We start from the raw sequence: 26,416 nt of genomic DNA on the forward strand, positions 1-26,416 counted from the left end.
TCATCCTGCCAGTTAGCGTCGGAGTCATGGAGAACGTACTGCGCCCGTTGACCGTCATTGGTGGCTCGGTCGTGCTCACGCTGCTCGTCGGCTGGGCCGCCGACCTTCTGCTGCGCCGTACCGATGCCCGCCACCACGAGACCCCGTTGTGGGACCTGCTGCGCCGCTGCCGCCTGCCGCTTCAGGTCGTCCTCCTCACCGCCATGCTGAGAGGGATGTACGAGCAGACGGACCTGCGGGTCGTCCGGGAGCACAGGGACGGCATCGGCCAGGTTCTTTCCCTGGCGCTGATCGGCGCCGGTGCGTGGCTGGTGGTACGGATCACGTCCGCCGTGGTCGAGTCGTCGTACGCCCGCTACGCGTCCACCACACGCGATCCGGCCCGGGTACGGCGCGTCCGTACCCAAGTCACGCTCATCATGCGGATCGTGACCGCGGTCGTGGCCGTGGTTGCTGCCGCCGCGATGCTGCTGACCTTCCCCGGCATGCAGACGGCCGGGAAGTCGGTACTGGCCTCGGCCGGAATCATCGGCATCGTCGCCGGTGTGGCCGCCCAGTCGACCCTCGGCAACCTCTTCGCGGGCTTCCAGATCGCCTTCGGCGACATGGTGCGGATCGGGGACACGGTGGTCGTGGCCGGCGAGTGGGGTGTGGTGGAGGAAGTCACGCTGACGTTCCTGGCCGTACGGACCTGGGACGAGCGGCGGATAACGATGCCGGTGTCGTACTTCACCAGCAAGCCGTTCGAGAACTGGTCGCGCGGCGGCGCCCAGATGACCGGCACGGTCTTCCTTCAGCTGGACCACAGTGCCCCGGTGGGCCTGATGCGGGAGAAGCTCCGGGAGATCCTGGCCGCTTGCGAGGAGTGGGACGGCCGCGACTGGAGCCTCGCCGTCACCGATACGACGCCGAGCACGATGGAGGTACGGGCCGTCGTCACCGCCAAGGACGCGGACGACGTGTGGACGGTGCGGTGTGTCGTACGGGAGCAGCTGATCGCCTGGCTGTACGAGCACCATCGGTACGCACTGCCTCGCATCGCCACGTCCGCGGCCGCGCCGGCGCCGGACGGCCAGTGGCCCGAACTGGGCAAGGCCGACAGGCGTCCGCCGCGTGCCGAGGAGGTCCTCACCAACAAGGCCGACAACCCGGACGGCACGGACGACGCGGACCGCGTGGACCGCACCGACCGCACCGACCGCACCGACGACGCGATCCCGCGCACCGGCCGGGGCTAGGGCATCCCCGGCGTCACCGCCGCAGCGCCCACCTCTGCACCGCCTCCAGCGGCCCGTGGGAGAACCGGCGCAGCCACAGCACGGATCCGGCCATCAGTGTCAGACACACCGCCGCCCACAGGCCCATGACCCACCATGGTCCGCTGCCTTCGAGGCGGGCGGCCAGGCCGAGACCGAAGCCGTAGGAAACAACCACGCAGAGCACGTTCTGGGCGACGTAACACGTCAGCGCCGTACGGCCGACCGAGGTGAGTCCCAGCGTGAGCAGGCCGGTCTTGCGCACCCGGTCCGACAGTACGCCGATGAGCCCGATGTAGCCCACCGCCATCACCGGAGCCGCCACATAGCGGCCGAACAGGAAGAAGTCCGGGCCTCCGAGGGCTGCCGCCGCGTTCAGCGGCAGCCCCACACCCAGACCCCAGCCGAGCATGCGGGCCCTGATGCGCCGCCCGCGCTCGTCGGCGGAGAACGCGCCCGCGCGGAACAGCCGTACGCCCAGCAGGAAGAGGAAGACCAGCAGCGCGAACGACAGCACCGGCTCGATGCGCAGGACCGCGGCGTGCTGGAGGCGGAACGTGACTTGCTCCAGATAGCCGCCGTCGGCGTACAGGGCTACGACGTCACTGTCCACGCCACTGTCCACGCCGTCGGAAGCGTCCCCGTCAGAGCCGGCGGCGACGAGCGCCAGCGTGAGCAGGGACATGCCCGCGAGATGCAGTCCCGCTGCGCCCCACATCACCACCCTCCTGAACCGGTCGGAGCGGGTGAGCAGCCAGGCCACCAAAAGCGCGGTGACGGCGTACCCCATGAGTACGTCCCAGGCGAAGACCAGGACGAAGTGCAGGGTGCCTTCGGCGAACAGGAACAGTGCCCGCCACCGGTAGCGGCCCGGCCACGGCTGTCCGCGCTTGGCCGCCGACCCGAACTGGATGGCAAGTCCGACGCCGAACAGGATGGTCAGCATGGCCAGGAACTTGCCGTCGGCGAGGAACCTGAAGGTGCCTTCGGCCACCACCGGCAGAGAGAAGCCGGACGCCCGGTCGGCGGTTCCCGAGAGGATGCCCCACTCCGCACCCGGGCTCGTGAAGATCCACACGTTGGTCATGAGCGTGCCGAGGATCGCCGCGCCGCGCAGTACATCGAGGAGTGGCAGCCGCCCCGCCTGCCGGGCACCTGTGCCCGCGTCCTCGCCCTCACCCGTAACAGGCGGGCGCCCGACCGCACTTGCGCTCTCCGTCATCGCTGTTCCCCCAGGATTCGTCATAGCCTCCATCGTCGCGACGCAGAGTGCTCAAATCCTCCTGAGCGGTGATGAATCCGCGCTACATCCTTCGATGTAGCGGGCGGAAGTCAGGGGAGACTGCGCACATCCAGGTGATCCACGGTGCACCATCCGACGGTTCGGAGCCTCGGCGATCAAGAGTCCAAGACTGCCGCTCGCCCTCCCGACAGCGCTGTGCCCCCGCTGTCCGGAACGGCGGGGGCACGACCACGCGTGGCTGCTACTGGCGGATCTGCTGCCGGATCCAGACCCCGGCCTCCTTCAGGACGCCGGTCCCCGTCCAGTTGCTGCCGTTGCAGGTACCGGGCTTGAAGACCGCTCCGGACCGGTTGTCGTCGGAGTAGTTCCAGTTGGTCCAGGAGATCTTCTTGCGCTTCATCAGGTCGAGGAAGCGCTGGGACTGGGCGAAGTCGTTGGCGCCCTCGCCGGCGTAGTCCTGGGTGCCGAACTCGGTGACGAACACGGGGAGTCTGTCGGACGCCCGGTTGAGTGCGTCCAGGTATTCGCGCTGGTGGGAAGCGGCGTAGAAGTGGAACGTGTACATGATGTCGGAGGCATCGACCGGATTGCGGACCACCTCCTGCTCGTCCGCGCCCTCGGAGACGCCGAACGACGACCAGGCGCGCGTGCCGACCAGGACGACGGCGTCGGGGTCCTGCGCCCGGATGACCGGGATGATCTTCTCGGCGTACGACTTGATCTTGGACCAGCCGACCCCGGACGGCTCGTTGGCTATCTCGTAGAGAACACCGGGGTTGTCCTTGTACTTCTTCGCCATCGCGGTGAAGAAGGTCTTGGCGCGCGAGAAGTTGTAGTTGGGGTCGCCCGGGTCGAGCATGTGCCAGTCGATCACGGCGTACATGCCGCGCCTGTTGGCCCCGTCGACGAACTTCTGGGCGAGGGCGGTGAAGCGCTGCGGGTCCGTCTCGTAGCCGTCCTCCTGGACGTACGTCGAGACGCGCAGCACGTCGGCACGCCAGTCGCCGGCGAGCGCGTCGAGCGATCCGTCGGTGACGCACTGGGAGTACCACTGGGTGCCGTGCGTGCTCATGCCGCGCAACTGGACGGCCTGGCCCTGGTCGTTGCAGAGCTGCAGGCCGCAGACCTTGAGCCGGCCGTTCGCGGAGAGGGATGAGGTGGGCGATGCGGGGGGTGCGGGGGGTGCGGCCCCGACCGGCGACTGCAGTGCGATCACGGCTCCGAGTGCCATGGCGACGAGCAGGGTGTTGCGGGGGCGCATCGTGCGTCGATGCATGGATGGTGCTCCCTTCGGGTGGGGGTTCCGGGACGGGAGTTCGCGTGAAAGTTAGGGTTGTTTCCAGTTGCCGTCAAGAGTGTTGGGAAACTTTCCTAACGATTGAGGAGACAGCAAAACGGGGCCACAGCCCTGAGCTGTGGCCCCGCCTGTCCTGCTGAGCTGCGATTACAACGCGCGCCGCATCGCCTGGTGCGGAATACCCGCGTCCGGGAATTCCGGTCCGTAGACGACGTACCCGAGGCGCTCGTAGAAGCCCGTCGCGTGCGTCTGCGCATGCAGATCCACCGCGCTCAGACCGCGCTCCCGCGCCGCGTCCTCGATCGCCCGCACCAGCGCCGCCCCCACGCCGAGCCCGCGCGCCGCGCGGCTCACCGCCAGCCGGCCGAGCGAGCCGACCGACTCGTCGCCGCCGGTCTTTCCTACCGCGGCAGCGCCGTACAGGAGCCGCCCCGTCCCCAGCGGAAGGCCCTCGCCGGTCACGGCCAGGACGTGCACTGCCTCGGCGTCGTACGCGTCGTACTCGATATCGGCAGGCACCTCCTGCTCGACGACGAAGACCTCTTTGCGGACCGCGAAGCAGGCTTCGAGATCCGCCGGGCCCGCCGCGATACGGACCGCGTAAGAGGCCGGATTCACTCGCTCTCGGCCCGGATCGCGTCCAGCGCCTGCTGGAGGTCGTCCGGGTACGTGCTCTCGAACTCGACCCACTGCCCGTCGGACGGGTGCTCGAAGCCGAGGCGCTTGGCGTGCAGCCACTGCCGCGTCAGGCCGAGGCGCTTGGCCATCGTCGGGTCGGCGCCGTAGGTCAGGTCACCCACGCAGGGGTGGCGGTGGGCGGACATGTGCACACGGATCTGGTGCGTGCGCCCCGTCTCCAGCTTGATGTCCAGCAGCGACGCGGCCCTGAAAGCCTCGATCAGGTCGTAGTGCGTGACGGAGGCCTTGCCCTCGGCCGTCACGGCCCACTTGTAGTCGTGGTTGGGGTGACGCCCGATCGGGGCGTCGATTGTCCCGCTCATCGGGTCGGGGTGGCCCTGCACCAGCGCGTGGTACTTCTTCTCGACGACCCGGTCCCGGAACTGCGCCTTGAGCAGCGTGTACGCCCGCTCCGACTTGGCCACGACCATGAGGCCCGACGTACCGACGTCGAGGCGGTGCACGATGCCCTGCCGCTCGGCGGCGCCCGAGGTCGAGATCCGGTAACCGGCGGCGGCGAGCCCGCCGATCACGGTGGTGCCGGTCCAGCCGGGGCTGGGGTGCGCGGCGACTCCGACCGGCTTGACGATCACGACGATGTCGTCGTCGTCGTGCACGATCTCCATGCCCTCGACGGGCTCGGCGACGATCTGCACAGGCGCGGCGGCCTGCGGCATCTCCACCTCGAGCCACGCCCCGCCCCGGACCCGCTCGGACTTCCCGACCACCGACCCGTCGACCTGAACCTTCCCGGCGGCGGCAAGCTCGGCCGCCTTCGTACGGGAGAACCCGAACATCCGGGAAATGGCGGCGTCGACGCGCTCGCCCTCAAGGCCATCGGGAACGGGCAGGGTGCGGAACTCGGGAATGGTACTCACCCGTCGAGTATGCCTTGTCAGTCCTTGTGCACGGTCCCGTCAGGGTCCAGGCCCCGGAACGACAGGATCACAATGAGGATGCCGCCGCACACAATCGAGGAATCGGCGAGGTTGAAGACCGCGAAGTTCGCCGGCGCGATGAAGTCGACGACGGCACCCTCGAAGACGCCGGGCGAGCGGAAGATCCGGTCGGTGAGATTGCCCAGTGCGCCGCCGAGCAGCAGGCCCAGCGCGATGGCCCAGGGCAGGCTGTAGAGCTTGCGCGCGAGCCGGGCGATCACGACGATCACGGAGGCCGCGATGATCGTGAAGATCACCGTGAAGGCCTCGCCGATCCCGAACGCGGCGCCCGCGTTCCGTGTCGCCTCGAACCTCAGCAGATCACCGATGATCTCGATCGGCTCGTGGTGCTCCAGCTTGGCCACCACGAGCATCTTGGTGCTCAGGTCCAGCAGATAGGCCACGACGGCCACCGCGAAGAGCACAGCGATCTTCCGCTTGCCCTTGGACGCGGGCTGCTCAGCCCGGCCTGCCGCGTCGGAGGACTCCTCCGGCTCGGCTGCCCCCGCCCCGGGGGTATCCGGCGTACCGATGATGCGCTCCGCCTCTGCCACGTGAGTCCCTCAACCTAGGTGCCTGACTGAGCACGAGGGTACGGCACACACGTACGGACTCCGAGGCTCAGTACCGGCGCTCCTGCTTCTGCTTGTCCTCCACACACAGTGTGGCGCGCGGGAAGGCCTGCATGCGCGCCTTGCCGATCGGCTTGCCGCAGATCTCGCAGAGCCCGTACGTACCGGAATCGAGCCGGCCCAGAGCCCTCTCGGTCTGCTCCAGCCGCTCGCGGGCGCTGGCGGCCAGCGCCAGCTCGTGCTCGCGGGAGATGTTCTTGGTGCCGGTGTCGGCCTGGTCGTCGCCCGCGCCGTCCCCGGAGTCCCGCATCAGCCCGGTGACCGCCTGCTCCGACGCGGCGATCTCCGCCTTGAGCTCGGAGACCTCGCCCATCAGCACGGCCCAGGCCTCGGCGACCTCCTCCGGGGTCCATGGCTCCTCCCCCGGCCGGACGGCGAGCTCGCCCGGCGGGGCGGCCTCGACTGCTCCGGTACGGGACGGGGGGACCGCCGTCGCGGTGGCCGCGGTGGCTTTCTTGGCGGCCGAGGTCCTGCTGGGAGTCTTTTTCGCAACCACCGTCTGGGCTCCTGTCTCTTCCGCGGCCTGAGCCGCCCCCTTGGCCGCGGGAGCGGCCCTCTTCGCAGCCGCCTTCTTGGCAGGTGCCTTTTTGGCCGGCGCTTTCTTGGCCGGTGCCTTCTGGGCCGGTGCTTTCTTGGCAGGCGCCTTGGTGACCGGTGCCTTGGTGGCCTGTGCTTTGGTGACCTGTGCGTTGGTGACCGCTGCTTCGGTGACCTCTGCCGCCTTCTTCGCGACGGTCTTCTTTGCGGTCCTCTTGGCGGCGGTCGTCTTGGCGGCGGACTTCTCGGCCGTGACCTTCTTCGCGACGTCGGCCTTCTCCGTGTCAGCCCCGTCGGCTTGCTGTGCGGCGGTCTTTTTAGCCACCATGGCCGCGACCCCTTCACATTTTGTGATCTTGCGCGCAAATCGTTCTGGGACGATAAGTCGACCCCAGCCCCGCGGCAACGGGGCACGCCGCCGGTTCGGCCCGCCCGCGCGGGTGGCGCGGCGAGCCTGCATCCGTTGTGCCCAGCTCTCCGCCCGGTAATCCGCCCCGCGGGCGCGGCACGGAGTCCGTCGGGGCGCGTATGGCCATTCGGGTTATCGGCGCAGGCTCCCGCGCCGCGCGAAAACCGGGCGGCCGTCCTGCCGCACGGCCCGTACACTGGGGCCCAGCGAAAGGCCACGATGGGGACGAGTAGCGTCGTACGCAGCCAAGAGCGACCCGGGGACGGTGGAAGCCCGGGGGCAGGCGCGGCGTGAAGCATCACCCCTGAGCCGCCGGAAGAAAGCTTTGAACAGTGGGCTCCGCCCACGGGCGCAAGGCCAGTAGAACCGGCATCGCTGCCCCAATGAGGGGGTCACGGGCACCGCCCGGGGCCAAGGAGGGTGGTACCGCGGGAGCACAGCGCTCTCGTCCCTCCGACGGAAGCCACAGTCCGCCGGAGGAATCGATGTCGCAGTACCGCCAGGTGCCCGCCCAGGTCGACCTGCCCGCGCTCGAGCACGCAGTGCTCGATTTCTGGCGCGAGAGCAAGGTCTTTTCGAAGAGTCTCGAGCAGTCCGAGGGACGCCCCGAGTGGGTGTTCTACGAGGGCCCGCCGACCGCCAACGGCATGCCCGGCGCGCACCACATCGAGGCCCGCGTCTTCAAGGACGTCTTCCCGCGCTTCCGCACGATGCAGGGCTACCACGTCGCCCGCAAGGCCGGCTGGGACTGCCACGGCCTGCCCGTCGAGCTCGCCGTCGAGAAGGAACTCGGCTTCAACGGCAAGAAGGACATCGAGGCGTACGGCATCGCGGAATTCAACGCGAAGTGCCGCGAGTCGGTCGGCCGCCACACCGACGCCTTCACCGAGCTCACGAACCGCATGGGCTACTGGGTCGACCTCGACGACGCGTACTGGACGATGGACCCGTCGTACGTCCAGTCGGTCTGGTGGTCGCTCAAGGAGATCTTCAACAAGGGCCTGCTGGTCCAGGACCACCGCGTCGCCCCCTGGTGCCCCCGCTGCGGCACGGGCCTGTCCGACCACGAGCTGGCACAGGGGTACGAGACGGTCGTCGACCCGTCCGTCTTCGTCCGCTTCCCGCTGACCTCGGGCCCCCTGGCTGGCGAGGCGGCGCTCCTGGTCTGGACGACCACCCCGTGGACCCTGGTGTCCAACACGGCGGTCGCCGCGCACCCCGACGTCACGTACGTCGAGGCGACGAACGGCGAAGAGAAGCTCGTCGTCGCCCAGCCGCTCCTCGAAAAGTCGCTGGGCGAGGGGTGGGAGACCACCGGCCGGACCTTCACGGGCGCGGAGATGGAGCGCTGGACGTACGACCGTCCCTTCGCACTCGTCGACTTCCCGAGCGCCGGCGAGGGAACCAATGGGCACAGTCCGTCGGAAGCCCACTTCGTCGTCAACGCCGACTACGTCACCACGGAAGACGGCACCGGGCTGGTCCACCAGGCCCCCGCGTTCGGTGAGGACGACCTCAGGACCTGCCGCGCGTACGGCCTCCCGGTCGTGAACCCGGTCCGCCCCGACGGCACCTTCGAGGACGAGCTCGACCTCATCGGCAGCCAGTTCTTCAAGAAGGCCGACGAGGCGCTCACCGAGGACCTCGGCAACCGCGGTCTCCTCTTCCGCCACGTCCCGTACGAGCACAGCTACCCGCACTGCTGGCGCTGCCACACCGCGCTTCTCTACTACGCACAGCCGTCCTGGTACATCAGGACCACCGCGGTCAAGGACGCGATGCTGCGCGAGAACGAGAAGACGAACTGGTTCCCGGACTCGGTCAAGCAGGGCCGCTTCGGCGACTGGCTGAACAACAACATCGACTGGGCGCTGTCCCGCAACCGCTACTGGGGCACCCCGCTGCCCATCTGGCGCTGCGAGGACAACCACCTGACCTGCGTGGGCTCGCTCGCCGAGCTCACCGATCTGACCGGCACGGACCAGTCGTCCCTGGACCCGCACCGCCCGTACATCGACGACGTCACCTTCACCTGCACCGGCGAGGGCTGCTCGCTGACCGCGACGCGCGTGCCCGAGGTCATCGACGCCTGGTACGACTCGGGGTCCATGCCCTTCGCGCAGTGGGGCTATCCGTACCAGAACAAGGAAGTCTTCGAGAAGCGCTACCCGGCGCAGTTCATCTCGGAGGCCATCGACCAGACACGCGGCTGGTTCTACACGCTGATGGCCGTCGGCACGCTGGTGTTCGACAAGTCCTCGTACGAGAACGTGGTCTGCCTGGGCCACATCCTCGCCGAGGACGGCCGCAAGATGTCCAAGCACCTCGGCAACATCCTGCAGCCCATCCCGCTCATGGACCAGCACGGCGCCGACGCGGTCCGCTGGTTCATGGCGGCCGGCGGCTCTCCGTGGGCGGCGCGGCGCGTGGGCCACGGCACGATCCAGGAGGTCGTCCGCAAGACGCTCCTCACGTACTGGAACACGGTCGCCTTCCAGGCCCTGTACGCCCGTACGTCCGGCTGGGCCCCGTCCGCGGCCGACCCGGCCCCGGCGGACCGCCCGGTCCTCGACCGCTGGCTGCTGTCCGAGCTGCACGCGCTGACGGACCAGGTCACGCAGTCCATGGAGGCGTACGACACGCAGCGGGCGGGCAAGCTCCTCTCCGCCTTCGTGGACGACCTCTCCAACTGGTACGTACGCCGCTCGCGCCGCCGCTTCTGGCAGGGCGACAAGGCCGCGTTGCGCACCCTGCACGACGTGGTCGAGACGGTCACCCGTCTCATGGCGCCGCTGACCCCCTTCATCACCGAGCGGGTCTGGCAGGACATGATCGTCCCGGTCACGGCGGACGCCCCGGAGTCGGTGCACCTGTCCACCTGGCCGAAGGCCGACCTGGCCGCCATCGACCCGACGCTGTCCCAGCAGATGGCGCTGGTACGCCGCCTGGTCGAGCTGGGCCGCGCGACGCGCGCGGAGTCGGGCGTCAAGACCCGCCAGCCCCTGTCGCGCGCGCTGGTGGCGGCGTCGGGCTTCGAGACGCTGACCCCCGAACTGCACGCCCAGATCACGGAGGAGCTGAACGTCTCCTCCCTGGCCTCCCTCTCCGAGGTGGGCGGCTCCCTCGTCGACACGACCGCCAAGGCGAACTTCCGCGCCCTGGGCAAGCGCTTCGGCAAGGGCGTCCAGGCGGTGGCCAAGGCGGTGGCGGAGGCCGACGCGGCGGCCCTGTCCCTGGCACTGCGCGAAGGCACGGCAACGGTCAGGGTCGACGGCGCCCCCGTCTCCCTCTCCCCGGACGAGGTGATCATCACCGAGACGCCGCGCGAGGGCTGGTCGGTGGCCTCCGACTCGGGCGCGACGGTCGCCCTGGACCTGGAGATCACCCCCGAGCTGCGGCTGGCGGGCCTGGCCCGTGACGCGATCCGCCTGATCCAGGAGGCCCGCAAGAACAGCGGCCTGGACGTCGCGGACCGCATCGCCGTCCGGTGGACCGCGTCCGACCCGGCGACGACGGAGGCCCTCACGGAGCACGCCGCGCTGATCGCCGACGAGGTCCTGGCGGTGGACTTCGCGGCGTCCGAGGCGGACGACACGTACGGCGCCCCGTTCACGGACGAGTCCCTGTCCCTGACGTTCCGCCTCCGCAAGACGGAGGCGTAACCCGCCGAAAGCGAAAGCCCCGGTCGACTTTGGGCGGTTTCTAGGGATCGTCGCAACACGTGATCGTTTGTGTTAGGCGGCGAGCAGTTTATGCAGGCGCTCGGCTGGGGTTTCCCAGTCGAGCGTTTTGCGTGGGCGGCCGTTGAGTTGGGCTGCGACGGCGTCGAGGTGGTCGCGGGTGTGGACCGACAGGTCAGTGCCCTTGGGGAAGTACTGCCGCAGCAGGCCGTTCGTGTTCTCGTTCGAGCCGCGCTGCCAGGGGCTGGCCGGGTCGCAGAAGTAGACCGGAACGTCGGTGACGATGCTGAAGGCGTGGTGGGCGGCCATTTCGGAGCCCTGGTCCCAGGTCAGCGAGCGGACCAGATGACCGGGCAGGTCTTCACGGTGGTGACCAGCGCGTCGCGGACGTCTTCGGCGCTGCGGCCGTCGGGCAGGTGTACCAGCATCACGTAGCGGGTTGCGCGCTCGACGAGGGTGCCGATCGCTGAGCCGTTGTCCTTGCCGATGATCAGGTCGCCTTCCCAGTGGCCGGGCACCGCCCGGTCCTCTGCCTCGGCGGGACGTTCGCTGATCATGACCATCGGGTGCGTGAAGCGCGGCTGACGACAGGCTGCCTGGCGGTGCGGGCGGCGGCGGGTGCGTCCCGATCGCAGGGCCCGGGCCAGCTCCCGGCGCAGTTCGCCGCGGCCCTGGACGTAGAGGGCCTGGTAGATCGTCTCGTGCACCACGTGCATCTCCGGCTGATCGGGGAAGGTCCGGCGCAGACTCTCGCAGATCTGCTCCGGGCTCCACTTCAGGTCCAGGCCGTCCTGGATGAGGTCCCGCAGCGCGGTGTTCCGGCCGATCTTGCCGGGCTTGGGGCGGGTCCGGCGGGCATCCGCCCGGGCCTGGGCGGCATGTGGCCGGTAGTGCCACTGGCCACGAGGGTCCACGGTCCGGTTGCGGCGGATCTCCCGGCTGACGGTGGACGGGCTGCGGCCCAGCTCGGCGGCGATCGCCCGGACCGTGGCCTTCTCCCGCAAACGGTCGGCGATGTGGATGCGCTCCGTCTCGCTCAAGTACCGAGACGGTGCGGCAGCGGGCGCCCGCTCGATGTGAGCGGGCGCCCGGTACCTCCGCGGATCCGTCCGGCCATTACGCCACTCGCGACCAGTCCGCTCATGCACCCCGACGAGCCGGGATGCCTCTTTGTTGCTGTAGCCCTGTTGCACGAACCGGAAGTATTCCGCCCACTCACCACGGAGCTTCCTGGGCCCCTGCGCCGTCCGGACCTTACGGATCTCGAAGTCCATCGCACCCCTTGAACTGGGGTGTTGCGACGACCACTAGAACCCAAGTTGTCGGCCGGGGCTTTCGCTTTCCCTGCCCCCACCTCACCGCCGCGCCGCACGCAAAAGGGCCGGGCCCCGGGGAAACCCCGGGGCCCGGCCCTCAGCCTGCCGACGGCTACGCGCTCAGCGCGCGCACCGCCGTCAGTTGTCGTCCTCGTCGATGAGGAATCCGCGCATCGGCGAAGGAGCCTGCTGCATCGGCTGCGGAGCCTGCGGCCGCACCGGAGCCATCGGCTGGGTCATAGCCGGCGACATCTGCTGCTGGCCGCCGTACGACGGACCGTTGGAGGACGGGCCACTGTGGCCGCCCATCGACGGGTTGCCACCCATGGAGTGCCCCATCGCACCCGCACCGGCCGGCGCCATCGAACCGCTCATCTGCGGAGCCGGCGGCAGCGACGCGGTCGCCGGGGTCCGCGGCGGAGCCAGCGAGTCGTCCGACTGGGTCTCCAGCTGACGCAGCTGGCTCTCCAGGTAGGACTTCAGCCGGGTCCGGTACTCGCGCTCGAAGCCGCGCAGGTCCTCGACCTTGCGCTCCAGCGTGGCGCGGGCGGACTCCAGCGAGCCCATCGCGACGCGGTGCTTCTCCTGCGCGTCCCGCTCCAGCGCGTCGGCCTTCGCACGGGCGTCCCGCTCCAGACCCTCGGCACGGCTGCGCGCCTCACCGACGATCTTGTTGGCCTCGGAACGGGCCTCCGCGATCGCCTGGTCGGCCGTCTGCTGCGCCAGCGAGAGCACACGCGCGGCGCTGTCGCCGCCGGGGCCCTGACCGGGCTGCGGGAGCTGCGGACCGTGGCCACCCATGGGTCCGCCCATGGGGCCACCCATCTGGCCCTGGCCCATCTGACCCATTTGGCCCTGCATCTGGCCCTGGCCCATCTGCCCCTGGCCCATCTGACCCTGACCCATGGGCCCCTGACCCATGGGCCCCTGGCCCATCGGGCCGGGACCGTGCTGGCCCTGCGGACCCGGACCGTGCTGGCCCTGGCCGTGACCGCTGGGACCCGCGGGCAGCTGCGGAGCCCCACCGGGCAGCTGGGGCGGACCCATCTGCGGCGGCTGCTGCTGGACCGGCGGGCCGGATATGGCGGCAGGCACGGGTGCGCCGGGACGATCCTGCTGCTCGGGCGGCTTGCGCATACCCTGCTGCTGGTTCTGCGCGGCGGCACGCGTCGCGGCAGCCAGCTTGGCGCGCAGGTCCTCGTTCTCGCGGAGCAGGCGGGTCAGCTCGGCTTCGACCTCGTCGAGGAAGGCATCGACCTCGTCCTCGTCATAGCCTTCTCGGAGGCGCACGGTCGTGAACTGCTTGTTCCGCACGTCCTCGGGGGTCAGCGGCATCTCTTCTTCACCTCTACGTAGTCGTCGGCAGTCGGCAAGACCGTATCGCTCACAACCTGACCACGATGCTGATCAGGATGTAAACGATGATCATCAGAACGAAGAAGGACAGGTCGAGTGCCACGCCCCCGAGACGCAGCGGCGGAATGAACCGCCGCAGAAGCTTGAGCGGTGGATCGGTGACAGTGTAGGTGGCCTCCAGAACGACCACCATCGCCTTGCCGGGTTCCCATGAGCGCGCGAACTGGAAGACGTAGTCCATGACCAGCCGGAAGATCAGGATGATCAGGAAGCACATCAGCGCGATGTAGATCACCTGTAGTGCGACGCTCATCTCGCGCTTCCCTCTCCCCGTGCTCTCGTGGGTCCGGCCTCCCGGCCGGGGTTGTTCCGGTGTCGTATCTCAGCTCTGGTTGAAGAACCCGCCCTCTGCAATACGGGCCTTGTCCTCCGCCGTGACATCGACGTTAGCAGGCGACAACAGGAACACCTTCTGCGTCACTCGCTCAATGCTGCCATGCAGACCGAAGACGAGTCCTGCCGCAAAGTCGACAAGTCGCTTCGCGTCCGTGTCGTCCATCTCGGTCAGGTTCATGATCACCGGGGTGCCCTCGCGGAAGTGTTCCCCGATGGTACGGGCCTCGTTGTAGGTCCGCGGGTGAAGTGTGGTGATGCGGTAGGGCTCCCGCTCGGACACAACCTTGGGCATGATCACCGGCGCGTTCTTCTCCAGGTTCGGACGTTCAGGTGTGATGGATGCCACGGGGGCGATTCGTGCGGGTCGTCCGCTTTCCGCCGGGAGCGGAACCGGTTCGCGCTGTGCGGGCGGCTGCACCACGCGCACGGGTTCTTCGTGCCGCTCCTGGTGCGGGGGCTGGTGCCGGCGGTGTTCCCGCTCGGGCTCCGGCTCGGGTTCGAAGTCGTCATCGGGATCGAAACCCCGGCCGTCGTAACCATCGTCCTCCACGAGGCCGAGGTAGACCGCCATCTTGCGCATCGCGCCGGCCATTCTCTGAGTCCTCCGCTCTGTGGTGGATCGCCCTTGTTGCCAATGCCGCAGCGTCACAAAGAGCCCGCGATCCACTCGGCCTGCCCACCTATTGGCGGGAATGACCATATTTTCTACTGTGGTCCGACTTGCTTCGCGACGTTACCGGAGCCTGGGTCGGACTCCGAGCACCGCAGTACCGACGCGTACATGTGTCGCTCCGGCCGCCACCGCCTGCTCAAGGTCCGCACTCATACCCGCGGAGACCATGTTCGCAGCAGGATGAGTCGCGCGCAGGCTTGATGAGAATTCCATCAGCCGCTCGAAAGCCGCCTGTTGGCGCCCCGCGTACGGGCCGGCGAGCGGTGCGACAGTCATCAGTCCGTCGAGCCTGAGGCCGGGCGCTTCAGCAACCTTCGCCGCCAACTCCTCGATACCGTCCGGCGCCACGCCGCCGCGGTCCCCCCGCTCACCCGACTCCGCGTCGAGTGCGACCTGGACGAGGCAGCCGATCTCGCGTTCCGCGCGTACCGCCGCTGTCGAGAGCGCCGTGACGAGCTTCGCCCGGTCAACAGACTGCACAACATCGGCATAACTCGCTACAGAACGGACCTTGTTGGTCTGAAGCTGTCCGACGAAGTGCCAGCTGATGGGCAGGTCCGCACACTCGGCCGCCTTGGGCGCCGCGTCCTGGTCCTTGTTCTCCGCGACATGGCGTACGCCGATCTCGGAGAGCAGCCGCACATCGCTCGCGGGGTACGTCTTGGTGACCACGATCAGGGTCACTTCCGATCGCTTGCGTCCGGCGGCCGCACAGGCGGCGGCGATACGTTCCTCCACCTGTGCAAGATTTGCGGCGAGTTGAGCTCTACGGTCCGTCATGTCCTACCTATCCAGCCAGACATATCCGGCGAGCCGCCCCGTGGTGCGCTCGCGGCGGTACGAGAAGTGGTCGTCCGATTCCAGGGTGCAGACCGGCGACCGCTGCCGCCGGCGTACGCCCAGCGCTTCGAGCTGGGCGTGCACTCCGGCGGTCACATCGACGGCCGGTGTCCCCCAGCTCGTCTCCGACCAGGCCTCGGGCACGACTTCCGCGACCTCGGCCCGCATCTGTGCCGGCACTTCGTAGCAGCGCCCGCAGACGGCGGGCCCCGTACGCGCGGTGATACGGGAAGGATCGGCGCCCAGTGCGATCATCGCCTCGACGGCGGCCGGGACGACTCCCGCGACCATGCCGGGGCGTCCGGCGTGAGCGGCGGCCGCAATTCCGGCGACGGGGTCGGCCAGCAGAACGGGCGTGCAGTCCGCGGTGAGTACCGCGAGTGCGAGCCCGCGGCGCACGGTCACGACGGCGTCGACCGCCATGACTTCCCCCGCTCCCCACGGCCCTTCGACCACGGCCACATCCGGCCCGTGCACCTGGTTCATCCAGACGACCCGGGCCGGGTCGAGGCCGAGCGACTTCGCGGCGAGGTCACGGTTGTGACGTACGGCAGCCGGGTCGTCACCGACCGCACCGCCGAGATTGAGCGCTTCGTACGGAACGGCGCTCACCCCGCCCCACCTGTCGGTGAAGGCGAAGTGCGCGCCGTCCGTGTTGTCGTGCTGCCCTATCACTTCAAGAAGTCCGGGACATCCAGCTCTTCGGCCTGACTGTCCGCGTACGGACGAGCCGTCGGTACGTGCGCCGGCGAGGCCGACGTAGCCGGGGCCTCGTTCGCCGGCGCGGTCTCGGCCGGGACCGGTGCCTCTTCGCGTACGGGCACAGTGCCCATCGAGCCGGCCGGCCGCGAGGTCTCCGCGGGGCGGACCGGTGCGGGCTCCTCGCGCTTGGCGGTGGCGCCCGCGCCGAGCACGTTCTCGCGGCGGGCCGGCGGCTGTCCGCCGTCGAAGCCCGCGGCGATGACCGTGACCCGTACCTCGTCGCCGAGCGCGTCGTCGATGACCGCGCCGAAGATGATGTTCGCCTCGGGGTGGGCCGCCTCGCTCACCAGCTGCGCGGCCTCGTTGATCTCGAAGAGACCGAGGTCGCTGCCGCCGGAGATGGAGAGCAGTACGCCGCGTGCGCCGTCGATGGACGCCTCGAGGAGCGGCGAGGAGATCGCCATCTCGGCGGCGGCCACCGCACGGTCGTCGCCGCGCGCCGAGCCGATCCCCATGAGGGCAGAACCGGCCTCGGACATGACCGACTTGACGTCGGCGAAGTCGAGGTTGATCAGACCCGGAGTCGTAATGAGGTCCGTGATGCCCTGCACACCGCTCAGCAGGACCTGGTCCGCCGACTTGAAGGCGTCCAGCACGCTGACCTGGCGGTCCGAGATGGACAGCAGCCGGTCGTTGGGGATGACGATGAGCGTGTCGACCTCTTCGCGGAGCTCGGCGATGCCGTCCTCCGCCTGGTTCGCGCGACGTCGGCCCTCGAAGGTGAACGGGCGGGTGACCACACCGATCGTGAGGGCGCCGAGCGAGCGCGCGATGTTGGCGACGACAGGTGCGCCGCCCGTTCCGGTGCCGCCGCCTTCGCCGGCGGTGACGAAGACCATGTCGGCCCCCTTGAGGACCTCCTCGATCTCCTCGCGGTGGTCCTCTGCCGCCTTGCGGCCGACTGCCGGATTGGCTCCGGCGCCGAGGCCGCGGGTAAGTTCGCGGCCGACGTCGAGCTTGACGTCGGCGTCGCTCATCAACAGGGCTTGCGCATCGGTGTTGATCGCAATGAACTCGACGCCCTTGAGACCGACCTCGATCATCCGGTTGATGGCATTGACACCACCGCCGCCGACACCGATGACCTTGATGACTGCGAGGTAGTTCTGCGGTGCTGCCACGTCGAAGGCCTCTCGCCTCGAGTTACGTGTCGCCGCCTCGCGGGCCGCGCTGCGACGACTGATGCCGATATGGGACGGTCCGAACGCCGACCCGAACCCTAACGCTGAAGTTTAGGGTTACCAGTGTGTCTGTTCCTTGGACTCTTCCGAACAGGACACTAAGTCGACAAGTGGCGCACGTTCAACGAACACGCCGAACCTCCCGTTTTTCTTTTCACCCTATGTGATCACCCATATCGCTGGCCAACCAGGGTGCTGGCCAGCACGTATGACCGTCAACTCCCTGATGCGGCGGGGGCGGTGGGCGCACTCACATCGAAGTGCTGGGCACTCGGTGCTGCTTTCATGAGAGCTCTCAGTGCGCGTGCCTTCGCCGCGCCCTGTTCGCCGCTTCCCCACATGACCGTACGTTCCCCGCTCAGCTCCAAGGTGATGGAGTCGTACGAACGGACCCGGACCGACCGCAGGTCACGGCCGACGGATTCGGGGACCTCCCGGGTGACCCGTACCGCTTCCTCCAGCAGTCGGCCTGCCCCGAAGCGGCGCAGACTTGATGACTCCTCAGGCGCCAATTCCAGGAACGGTACGCCCTGGGGCGCCTCGGCGACCGTGGCGAACCGCACACTCTTGTCGTCCACTTCGACGAACTTTGCGCCCTTTTTCATGACCAGTACGGGCTTTCGCTCGGTCACTTTCAGAGCGATGCCGTGCGGCCACGAACGAACGACATCCACCGAGTCGATACGCGGCAATTTCCTGCCGATCCGGTCCTCAATGGCATCCGTGTCGACAGAAATCAGCGGCGCCCCGATCGGAACGGCCGCCGCCGCACGTACCTCACCGGGCGTCAGAACCTTTGTCCCGGACGCCTTCACCTGCTCCACCCGCAGCCAGGAGGAGCCGTAAAACAACCAGATTCCGCCCGAGACGAGCAGCACGGAGGCGGCCAGCTGCAGAATCAGCCGGGCGCGGCCGGGAAGCCGGAACCGCCCGCCCACCCGCTTGCCGCCCGGCGGGCGGGCCGCCGACGATCCCTGCGCCTGTCGTTCACCGCGCTGGGCGGTCGTCGGTCCGGCCACTCCCTGTCGCCTCCTGGGTCCTGCGTATGGGGACCGTTCAGCCGGCCCTGCGTGCGGCAATCGCCTCGTACACCATGCCGACGAGCAGGTCGTCGGCATCCCGGCGTCCGAACTCGGCGGCCGCGCGGGACATCTCGTACAGCCGGTGCGGGTCCGCGAGGACGGGGATCACCTGGCTCTGCACCCACTCGGGGGTGAGCTGGGCGTCGTCGACCAGCAGGCCGCCTCCGGCGTTGACCACCGGCTGGGCGTTGAGCCGCTGCTCTCCGTTGCCGATGGGCAGCGGGACGTAGGCGGCCGGCAGCCCGACGGCGGAGAGTTCGGCGACGGTCATCGCGCCCGCGCGGCAGAGCATCATGTCGGCCGCGGCGTACGCGAGGTCCATCCGGTCCACGTACGGTACCGGGATGTACGGCGGCATACCGGGCATGTTGTCCACGCGCGGCAGTTCGTTCTTGGGGCCGACCGCGTGCAGGATCTGGATCCCGGAGCGCTGCAGGACCGGCGCGACCTGCTGGACGACTTCGTTGAGGCGCCGCGCGCCCTGCGAGCCGCCGGAGACGAGCAGCGTCGGCAGGTTGGGGTCGAGACCGAAGGCGGCGCGCGCCTCGGGGCGGACCCTGGCCCGGTCGAGGGTGGCGATGGTGCGGCGCAGCGGGATGCCGATGTAGCGGGCGCCGCGCAGCTTGCTGTCGGGCGTGGAGACGGCGACAGCGGCCGCGTAGCGCGAGCCGATCTTGTTGGCGAGGCCGGGGCGCGCGTTGGCCTCGTGGACGATGATCGGCACGCCGAGGCGCTTGGCCGCGAGGTAGCCGGGCAGGGCGACGTAGCCGCCGAAGCCGACGACGCAGTCCGCCTTCGTACGCTCCAGGATCTGCTCCGCGGCCTTGATGGTGCCGCGCAGCCGCCCGGGGACGGTGATCAGTTCGGGGGTGGGCCTGCGGGGCAGCGGGACGGCGGGGATGAGCCCGAGTTCGTAACCACGCTCGGGTACGAGCCTGGTCTCAAGTCCGCGCTCCGTGCCCAGGGCTGTGATGCCCACGCTCGGGTCCTGCCTGCGCAGGGCGTCCGCGAGGGCGAGCGCGGGCTCGATGTGGCCGGCGGTCCCCCCACCGGCGAGTACGACATGCACCGAAATTCACCGCTCTCCGGACGGACGCTTCTTGACGCGCCGTCCCATCGTCTTCCATCTCACCCCGGCCCCTTTGCCAAGGACCGTTCTTCGCATGGCCAGGGCGGCCTTCGCAGCGGGATCCTCTCGCGCGAAGGCGATCAGCAACCCTACGGCGAACATGGTCGGCAGCAGGGCTGAGCCCCCGTAGGAGAACAGCGGGAGCGGGACACCGGCGATCGGCAGCAGGCCGAGCACCGCACCGATGTTGACCACGGCCTGAGCCGTGATCCAGGTGGTCACACCTCCCGCGGCGTACCTCACGAAGGGGTCCTCCGTGCGTCCGGCCACGCGGATACCCGCATAGCCTAGAGCCGCGAACAGGGCGAGTACCGACAGCGTCCCCGCCAGACCCAGTTCCTCACCGGTGATGGCGAAGATGAAGTCGGTGTGGGGTTCGGGGAGTTGGCCCCATTTCTCCACACTTGCACCGAGCCCGGAACCGAACCATCCGCCTGACGCCAGAGCATAGATCCCGTGCACTGCCTGCCAGCACTCGCCCTGGGGGCCGAGGTCGGTCGCGCCGATGCACTGGAGCCGCGACATCCGGTTCGCGTTGCTGCTGATGAGGATGAAACCGACGAGGGCGGCGAAGCCGAGCACGCCGCCGAAGAGCCTGGTGGGCGCCCCGGCGAGCCAGAGCAGTCCGAAGAGGATCGCGGTGAGGATGATCGCCGTGCCCATGTCGCCGCCGAGCATGATCAGGCCGAGGAGCAGGAAGGCGACGGGGACGAACGGCACCAGGATGTGTTTCCACTGGGTCAGCAGCCGCTTGTCGTGCTTACGGGCCAGCAGGTCGGCGCCCCACAGGATCAGCGCGAGCTTGGCGAACTCGCTGGGCTGGAGCATGAAGGGGCCGCCCAGCGAGATCCAGTTCTGGTTGCCGCCGATCGAGACCCCTATCCCGGGGACCTGGACCAGGACCATCAGGACGATGGTGCCGGCGAGCAGAGGATAGGAGAGCGCGCGGTGCAGCTTGGCGGGCATCCGGGAGGCGGCCAGCAGCAGAACCGTTCCGATGACGGCGGCGAGGAACTGCTTGCCGAAGAAGTACGAGGCGGGCAGTGACAGCTCCAGCGCCTTGATCATCGAGGCGGAGTAGACCATCACGAGGCCGAGCACGGTGATCAGGAGGGCGCTGCCCAGGATGAGGTAGTACGCCGTGAGCGGCCGGTCCCAGGCCCGGCGGATCTGCTCGTACAGCCGCCGCAGATTGCTTCCGCCTTTACTGCCGGTCCCGCGCGGCGGCCTCGGCACGGTCGTACCGCGCCGGCGCACCGCGGCGGGGCGACGTGCCGTCCCGGTCGCTGCGCGGCCGCGCAGCACGAGACGGCCGCGCAGGGCACTGTCGTCGGCCAACATCTCGGTGTCCCCTCCACTCATGTGCGGCGCCGACCGGTCCACGGCGCGGGGACCGGTCCGCTAGTCGCGCTCCGAAGCCAACTCGCGTACGGCGTCGGCGAATGCCTCGCCACGCTTGATGTAGTTGGTGAACATGTCCATGGAGGCGCAGGCCGGGGCCATCAGCACCGTGTCCCCGGGCCGCGCGAGCCGCGCCGCTTCCCGGACCGCCGCCGACATCGCCCCAGTGTCGGTCCGGTCGAGGTCGACGACCGGTACCTCGGGCGCGTGTCGCGCGAGGGCTTCGCGGATGAGCGCACGGTCGGCGCCGATGAGGACGGCGCCGCGCAGTCGCTTTGCCGACTTCCCGACGAGTTCGTCGAAGGTGGCGCCCTTGGCGAGGCCGCCCGCGATCCACACGATCGGGTCGTACGCCGCCAGCGAGGCCTCGGCGGCGTGGGTGTTGGTGGCCTTGGAGTCGTCGACGTACGCGACACCGGCAACGTCCGCGACGTGCTCGATGCGGTGGGCGTCGGGGCGGAACGCCCGCAGTCCGTCGCGTACGGCGGCGGGCTCGACGCCGAAGGCGCGGGCGAGGGCCGCGGCCGCGAGGGCGTTGGCGATGTTGTGCGGGGCCGGCGGATTGATGTCCGAGACCTCGGCGAGCTCCTGGGCGTTCTTCTGTCGGTCCGCCACGAAGGCCCGGTCGACCAGGATGCCGTCGACGATGCCGAACTGGGAGGGACCGGGGGCGCCGAGGGTGAAGCCGATGGCGCGGCAGCCCTCCTCGACGTCGGCCGCGCGGACCAGGTCCTCAGTGGCCGGGTCGGCCACGTTGTAGACGCAGGCGACCTGGTTGCCCTCGTAGATACGGCCCTTGTCGGCGACGTACGCCTCCATGGAGCCGTGCCAGTCGAGGTGGTCGGGGGCGAGGTTCAGCACAGCCGCGGAGTGGGCGCGCAGCGAGGGCGCCCAGTGCAGCTGGTAGCTGGAGAGCTCGACGGCCAGGACGTCGTACTTCTCCTCGCCGAGGACGGCATCGAGGAGGGATACGCCGATGTTGCCGACGGCGGCGGTCCTGAGACCGGCCGCCTCCAGGATCGAGGCCAGCATCCGTACGGTCGTGGTCTTGCCGTTGGTGCCGGTGACCGCGAGCCAGGGAGCGGCGTCGGGGCCGCGCAGGCGCCACGCCAGTTCTACGTCGCCCCAGATCTCCACGCCCGCCTCGGCGGCGGCCAGGAAGAGCGGCTTGTCGGGCTTCCAGCCGGGTGCGGTGACGATGAGCTCGGTGCCCTCGGGGAGGGTCGCGCCGTCGCCGAGGCGCACGGTGACGCCGAGGGCTTCGAGTTCCGCGGCCTGGGTGCGGGCGCGCTCGTCGTCGCCGTCGTTGACGACGGTGACGTGAGCGCCGAGACCCCGCAGCACACGTGCTGCGGGGATCCCGGAGACACCGAGACCCGCCACGGTTACCCGCTTGCCGGTCCAGGTCACTTCTGTCACTTGTCGGCCGCCCAGCCCGCGTAGAAGAGGCCAAGACCGATGATCACGCACATGCCCTGGATGATCCAGAAGCGGACCACCACAAGGACTTCGGACCAGCCCTTGAGTTCGAAGTGATGTTGCAGCGGCGCCATCTTGAAGACGCGCTTGCCGGTCATCTTGAAGGAGCCGACCTGGATCACGACGGACATGGTGATCAGGACGAACAGGCCGCCAAGGAGCGCCATCAGGAACTCGGTGCGGGAGCAGATCGCCAGACCCGCGAGCGCGCCGCCGAGCGCGAGCGAGCCGGTGTCGCCCATGAAGATCTTGGCGGGCGAGGTGTTCCACCACAGGAAGCCGAAGCACGCGCCCATCAGGGCGGCGGCGACGACCGCGAGGTCGAGTGGATCTCGTACTTCGAAACAGGCCTCGGGGTTCGTCAGGCTCGGCGCGTCGGCGCAGGACTCCTGGAACTGCCAGAGACCGATGAAGGTGTACGCGCCGAAGACCATCACGGAGGCGCCGGTGGCGAGTCCGTCGAGGCCGTCGGTGAGGTTCACACCGTTCGACATCGCCAGGATCATGAACAGCGCCCAGACCACGAAGAGCACGGGGCCGATCGACCAGCCGAAGTCCTGGACGAAGGAAAGCTTGGTGGAGGCCGGGGCGTTGCCGCGGATGTCCTTGAACTGCAGGGCCAGGACGGCGAACGCGATGCCGACGATGAGCTGTCCGGCCATCTTCGCCTTGGCCCGCAGGCCCAGCGAACGCTGCTTGACGATCTTGATGTAGTCGTCGAGGAAGCCGACCAGGCCCATGCCCGCCATGAGGAAGAGCACCAGCAGGCCGGAGACGCTCGGCTTCTCGCCGGTGATGACCTTCGCCAGGGCGTACGCGATGAGCGTGGCCAGGATGAAGGCGATGCCGCCCATGGTGGGGGTGCCGCGCTTGCCGTGGTGGCCGCGCGGACCGTCGTCCCGGATGAACTGCCCGTATCCCTTGCGGGCCAGCAGTTTGATGAGCAGCGGGGTGCCGATCAGGGTCAGAAAGAGCCCGATGGCTCCCGCGAAGAGGATCTGCCTCATCGGCCGGTGACCTCACCCTCGGTGCGGGGATCGAGCAGTGCCTGGGCGACCCGCTCGAGACCGACCGACCTGGAAGCCTTCACCAGCACGACGTCTCCCGGACGCAGTTCACTGCGCAACAGGTCGACCGCCGCCTGCGCGTCGGACACGTGCACCGACTCCTCACCCCACGAACCCTCGTTGTAAGCGCCCAGCTGCAGCCAGGACGCTTCCCTGCCCCCGACTGCCACGAGCTTGCTGACGTTGAGCCGGACGGCGAGCCGTCCGACCGCGTCGTGCTCGGCGAGCGAATCGTCACCCAGCTCGGCCATCTGGCCGAGCACCGCCCACGTACGGCCTCCCTTTGTCTGGGAGGCCCGACCCATTGCCGCGAGCGCGCGCAGGGCGGCTCGCATGGATTCGGGATTCGCGTTGTAGGCGTCGTTGACGACCGTCACGCCGTCAGGACGCTCGGTGACCTCCATGCGCCAGCGGGAGAGGGTGCCCGCCTCGGAGAGCGCGGTGGCGATCTCGTCGACAGACATGCCCAGCTCATGGGCGACGGCGGCCGCGGCGAGCGCGTTCGACACGTGGTGCTCACCGTACAGCCGCATGGTCACGTCACTGCACCCGGTGGGGGTGTGAAGGCTGAAGGCCGGCTGCCCATTCTCTGTGAGACGGACATTCTCGGCGCGTACGTCGGCATCCTCGGCCTCGCCGAAGAGCAGGACGCGGGCCTTCGTGCGGGTCGCCATGGCGCGTACGAGCTGGTCGTCGGCGTTGAGCACGGCCACACCGCCCTCGTGGGACGGCGGGAGGGCCTCGACCATCTCGCCCTTGGCCTCGGCGATCTGCTCACGGCCGCCGAATTCGCCGATGTGGGCGGTGCCGACGTTCAGTACGAGGCCGATGCGGGGCGGGACCAGGCCGGTGAGATAGCGGATGTCGCCGACGTAGCGGGCGCCCATTTCGAGCACGAGATGCTGGGTGTCCTCGGCGGCCCGCAGGGCGGTGAGCGGCAGGCCGATCTCGTTGTTCAGATTGCCGGCCGGCCAGACCGTGGGGCCCTTGCGTTCGAGAAGCTGGGCGATCAGGTCCTTGGTGCTGGTCTTGCCTGCCGATCCGGTGAGGGCGACGGCGGTGGTGCCGAGGCGCTCGACGACGGCGCGTGCGAGGGCACCGAGCGCCCCCACGACGTCGTCCACCACGATGGCCGGTACGCCGACGGGGCGGGCGGCCAGCACGGCTGCAGCGCCCGCGTCGACCGCGCGCCGCGCGTAGTCGTGGCCGTCGACGCGTTCGCCGGCGAACGCGGCGAAGAGGCTGCCCGGCTGCACTTCGCGGGAGTCGATGACGACGGGGCCTGTCACCTGGAGGGTCAGGTCCGGTATGTCGTACGACTGCCCGCCGACGATTTCGGCGATCTCGGCGAGGGAGAGGGCGATCACTGGGTCATCCCACTGTTCTGGAACATCGCAGCGCTCTGAATCGCGGCGCGAAGGACCTCACGGTCGTCGAAGGGGCGTACCACTCCCGCGATGTCCTGGCCCTGCTCGTGGCCCTTGCCCGCGACGAGCACGGTGTCACCGGGTTTGGCGCGGGCCACGGCCGCCGCGATGGCGGCGGCCCTGTCGGCGTCGACCAGGACGTCGCCGCGCTCGTGCACGGGCACCTCCGCGGCGCCCGCGAGCATCGCGGCGAGGATCGCGAGGGGGTCCTCGGAACGGGGGTTGTCGGAGGTCAGTACGGCGGTGTCGGCAAGGCGGGCGACGGCGGCGCCCATCGAGGGCCGCTTCTGCTTGTCGCGGTCCCCGCCGCAGCCGAGCACGACGTGAAGCTCTCCCTCGGTGACCTTGCGCAGGGCGCGCAGGACCGATTCGACGGCGTCCGTCTTGTGCGCGTAGTCGACGACCGCGAGATACGGCTGCCCGGCGTCCACGCGCTCCAGGCGGCCCGGTACGCCGGGGACGGCGGCGATGCCGTCGGCGGCGGTCTGCGGGTCGATGCCCGCCACGGCGAGCGTGACGATCGCGGCGAGCGTGTTGGCGACGTTGAAGGGCCCTGCCAGCGGTGCGGTGGCGGCGATGCGCTCGCCCTTGGGGCCGATCGCCGTGAACGTACTGCTGAACGGGCCGACTTCGACGCTCTCGGCCCGCCAGTCGGCGTCGGGGTGGCCCTCGGCGGAGAAGGAGGTGACGGGGACGCCGGACTCGGTGACGAGCCTGCGGCCGTAGTCGTCGTCGAGGTTCACGACGCCGACCTTGCTCCGCTCCGGGGTGAAGAGACGTGCCTTCGCCCGGAAGTAGTCCTCCATGTCGGAGTGGAATTCCATGTGCTCGGGGCTCAGGTTGTTGAAGACCGCCACGTCGAAGACGCAGCCGTCGACCCGGCCGAGCACCAGGGCGTGGCTGGAGACCTCCATGGCGACCGCCTCGACGCCGCGCTCGCGCATGACGGCGAACAGCGCCTGGAGGTCGGTAGCCTCGGGGGTGGTGCGCTCGGACTTGATGCGCTCGTCGCCGATGCGCATCTCGACGGTGCCGATGAGACCGGTGAGTCTCCCGGCTGCCCGCAGCCCGCCCTCGACGAGGTACGCCGTGGTGGTCTTGCCGGACGTACCGGTGATGCCGAGCTGGAGCAGGTCCTCGCCCGGGCGGTCGTAGATCTCGACGGCGAGCTCGCCCATCCGGCCGCGCGGATCGTCGACGACCAGGGCCGGCAGGCCCGTCTCCGCGGCGCGCCCGGCGCCCGCGGGGTCGGTGAGGATGGCGGCCGCGCCGAGACCCGCCGCCTGGGCGGCGAAGTCGGCGCCGTGGAAGCGTGCGCCCGGCAGGGCGGCGTACAGATCGCCCGGCCTCACCGCACGGGAGTCATGGGTGATGCCCGTGACCTCCGCCGTACCCGGACTCTCGATACCCAGCCGTTCGGCCAGCTCCCCGAGGGGTGTCGGGCGGACCTGGACCGGCCGGGGCGCTCCGGGGTAGGTCACCGGGGCGTCCTTCTGGGTGGTTTGTGACTGATCAGCGTGTGGCACGGCGGTGAGCGTACCGGGCGCACCCGGCCCGCCGCGAAACGAGGGGGGCCTGGGTGCGGCCGGGTCTTCGTGGTTCCCGGCATTCGGGGTGATGGTTGTCACTGATGGTCC

At 69.3% G+C, this 26,416-nt stretch carries 21 protein-coding genes and 1 pseudogene; 2 read left to right on the forward strand and 20 right to left on the reverse strand.

The window, feature by feature from the left end:
- Nucleotides 1–26: 26 nt before the first annotated feature.
- Nucleotides 27–1,238 carry a mechanosensitive ion channel family protein gene (locus tag J7I98_RS01600; RefSeq protein WP_214914892.1) on the forward strand — a complete coding sequence of 404 codons (1,212 nt, stop codon included), beginning with the start codon at nucleotides 27–29 and terminating at the stop codon, nucleotides 1,236–1,238.
- Between the two features lie 13 nt (nucleotides 1,239–1,251).
- Here J7I98_RS01600 and J7I98_RS01605 read toward each other — a convergent pair whose 3' ends face one another.
- The 6 genes from J7I98_RS01605 to J7I98_RS01630 form a co-directional block, all read right to left on the reverse strand.
- A complete protein-coding gene (locus J7I98_RS01605; RefSeq protein WP_214914895.1) occupies nucleotides 1,252–2,478 on the reverse strand; it encodes a DUF418 domain-containing protein in 1,227 nt (408 codons plus the stop codon).
- Between the two features lie 262 nt (nucleotides 2,479–2,740).
- Nucleotides 2,741–3,775: a glycoside hydrolase family 5 protein gene (locus tag J7I98_RS01610; protein WP_251019930.1), complete on the reverse strand. Its 1,035-nt coding sequence runs from the start codon at nucleotides 3,773–3,775 to the stop codon at nucleotides 2,741–2,743.
- A gap of 168 nt (nucleotides 3,776–3,943) precedes the next feature.
- Nucleotides 3,944–4,414 (reverse strand): GNAT family N-acetyltransferase, encoded by a 471-nt coding sequence (locus J7I98_RS01615; protein ID WP_214914898.1) that lies wholly within the window; start codon nucleotides 4,412–4,414, stop codon nucleotides 3,944–3,946.
- The gene (locus J7I98_RS01620) at nucleotides 4,411–5,352 is read right to left on the reverse strand and encodes an RluA family pseudouridine synthase (protein WP_214914900.1); all 942 of its coding nucleotides are present in this window, start codon (nucleotides 5,350–5,352) and stop codon (nucleotides 4,411–4,413) included. Before J7I98_RS01620 ends, J7I98_RS01615 begins: the two co-directional genes overlap by 4 nt.
- Nucleotides 5,353–5,369: 17 nt before the next feature.
- On the reverse strand, nucleotides 5,370–5,966 hold the full coding sequence (lspA, locus tag J7I98_RS01625; RefSeq protein WP_214914903.1) for a signal peptidase II: 597 nt from the start codon (nucleotides 5,964–5,966) through the stop codon (nucleotides 5,370–5,372).
- A gap of 67 nt (nucleotides 5,967–6,033) precedes the next feature.
- Nucleotides 6,034–6,909 carry a histone H1-like repetitive region-containing protein gene (locus tag J7I98_RS01630; RefSeq protein WP_214914906.1) on the reverse strand — a complete coding sequence of 292 codons (876 nt, stop codon included), beginning with the start codon at nucleotides 6,907–6,909 and terminating at the stop codon, nucleotides 6,034–6,036.
- Nucleotides 6,910–7,475: 566 nt separating this feature from the next.
- Here J7I98_RS01630 and ileS point away from each other — a divergent pair.
- Nucleotides 7,476–10,652, forward strand: coding sequence for an isoleucine--tRNA ligase (ileS, locus tag J7I98_RS01635; protein WP_214914914.1), 3,177 nt, complete (start codon nucleotides 7,476–7,478; stop codon nucleotides 10,650–10,652).
- 72 nt (nucleotides 10,653–10,724) lie between these two features.
- Here ileS and J7I98_RS01640 read toward each other — a convergent pair.
- The 14 genes and pseudogenes from J7I98_RS01640 to J7I98_RS01705 form a co-directional block, all read right to left on the reverse strand.
- A pseudogene (locus J7I98_RS01640) lies at nucleotides 10,725–11,944 on the reverse strand (IS30 family transposase).
- 180 nt (nucleotides 11,945–12,124) lie between these two features.
- Entirely contained in the window at nucleotides 12,125–13,321 is a 1,197-nt protein-coding gene (locus tag J7I98_RS01645; RefSeq protein ID WP_214914917.1) for a DivIVA domain-containing protein, read from the reverse strand.
- Between the two features lie 49 nt (nucleotides 13,322–13,370).
- The gene (locus tag J7I98_RS01650; RefSeq protein WP_214914921.1) at nucleotides 13,371–13,655 is read right to left on the reverse strand and encodes a YggT family protein; all 285 of its coding nucleotides are present in this window, start codon (nucleotides 13,653–13,655) and stop codon (nucleotides 13,371–13,373) included.
- Between the two features lie 69 nt (nucleotides 13,656–13,724).
- Nucleotides 13,725–14,330, reverse strand: a complete 606-nt coding sequence (locus tag J7I98_RS01655) for a cell division protein SepF (RefSeq protein ID WP_214914923.1) — start codon at nucleotides 14,328–14,330, stop codon at nucleotides 13,725–13,727.
- 141 nt (nucleotides 14,331–14,471) lie between these two features.
- Nucleotides 14,472–15,191, reverse strand: a complete 720-nt coding sequence (locus J7I98_RS01660) for a YggS family pyridoxal phosphate-dependent enzyme (protein WP_214914925.1) — start codon at nucleotides 15,189–15,191, stop codon at nucleotides 14,472–14,474.
- A gap of 3 nt (nucleotides 15,192–15,194) precedes the next feature.
- Nucleotides 15,195–15,926 carry a peptidoglycan editing factor PgeF gene (gene pgeF, locus J7I98_RS01665; RefSeq protein ID WP_214914927.1) on the reverse strand — a complete coding sequence of 244 codons (732 nt, stop codon included), beginning with the start codon at nucleotides 15,924–15,926 and terminating at the stop codon, nucleotides 15,195–15,197.
- Nucleotides 15,923–17,134: a cell division protein FtsZ gene (gene ftsZ / locus J7I98_RS01670; RefSeq protein ID WP_214914929.1), complete on the reverse strand. Its 1,212-nt coding sequence runs from the start codon at nucleotides 17,132–17,134 to the stop codon at nucleotides 15,923–15,925. Before ftsZ ends, pgeF begins: the two co-directional genes overlap by 4 nt.
- Before the next feature lie 275 nt (nucleotides 17,135–17,409).
- The gene (locus tag J7I98_RS01675) at nucleotides 17,410–18,213 is read right to left on the reverse strand and encodes an FtsQ-type POTRA domain-containing protein (protein ID WP_214914931.1); all 804 of its coding nucleotides are present in this window, start codon (nucleotides 18,211–18,213) and stop codon (nucleotides 17,410–17,412) included.
- A 37-nt stretch (nucleotides 18,214–18,250) separates the two neighbouring features.
- A complete protein-coding gene (gene murG / locus J7I98_RS01680; protein WP_214914934.1) occupies nucleotides 18,251–19,345 on the reverse strand; it encodes an undecaprenyldiphospho-muramoylpentapeptide beta-N-acetylglucosaminyltransferase in 1,095 nt (364 codons plus the stop codon).
- Nucleotides 19,346–19,351: 6 nt separating this feature from the next.
- Nucleotides 19,352–20,746, reverse strand: coding sequence for a putative lipid II flippase FtsW (gene ftsW / locus J7I98_RS01685; RefSeq protein WP_251019931.1), 1,395 nt, complete (start codon nucleotides 20,744–20,746; stop codon nucleotides 19,352–19,354).
- A 60-nt stretch (nucleotides 20,747–20,806) separates the two neighbouring features.
- Nucleotides 20,807–22,240 (reverse strand): UDP-N-acetylmuramoyl-L-alanine--D-glutamate ligase, encoded by a 1,434-nt coding sequence (gene murD, locus J7I98_RS01690; protein WP_214915665.1) that lies wholly within the window; start codon nucleotides 22,238–22,240, stop codon nucleotides 20,807–20,809.
- Entirely contained in the window at nucleotides 22,222–23,292 is a 1,071-nt protein-coding gene (gene mraY / locus J7I98_RS01695) for a phospho-N-acetylmuramoyl-pentapeptide-transferase (protein ID WP_214914940.1), read from the reverse strand. Before mraY ends, murD begins: the two co-directional genes overlap by 19 nt.
- Entirely contained in the window at nucleotides 23,289–24,719 is a 1,431-nt protein-coding gene (murF, locus tag J7I98_RS01700; protein ID WP_214914943.1) for a UDP-N-acetylmuramoyl-tripeptide--D-alanyl-D-alanine ligase, read from the reverse strand. The genes mraY and murF overlap by 4 nt, the downstream gene beginning before the upstream one ends.
- Entirely contained in the window at nucleotides 24,716–26,407 is a 1,692-nt protein-coding gene (locus J7I98_RS01705; RefSeq protein ID WP_214914946.1) for a UDP-N-acetylmuramoyl-L-alanyl-D-glutamate--2,6-diaminopimelate ligase, read from the reverse strand. The genes murF and J7I98_RS01705 overlap by 4 nt, the downstream gene beginning before the upstream one ends.
- Between the last annotated feature and the right edge of the window lie 9 nt (nucleotides 26,408–26,416).

Source organism: Streptomyces sp. ISL-98 (genome assembly GCF_018614055.1).
Classification (GTDB): Bacteria; Actinomycetota; Actinomycetes; order Streptomycetales; family Streptomycetaceae; genus Streptomyces; species Streptomyces spiramyceticus.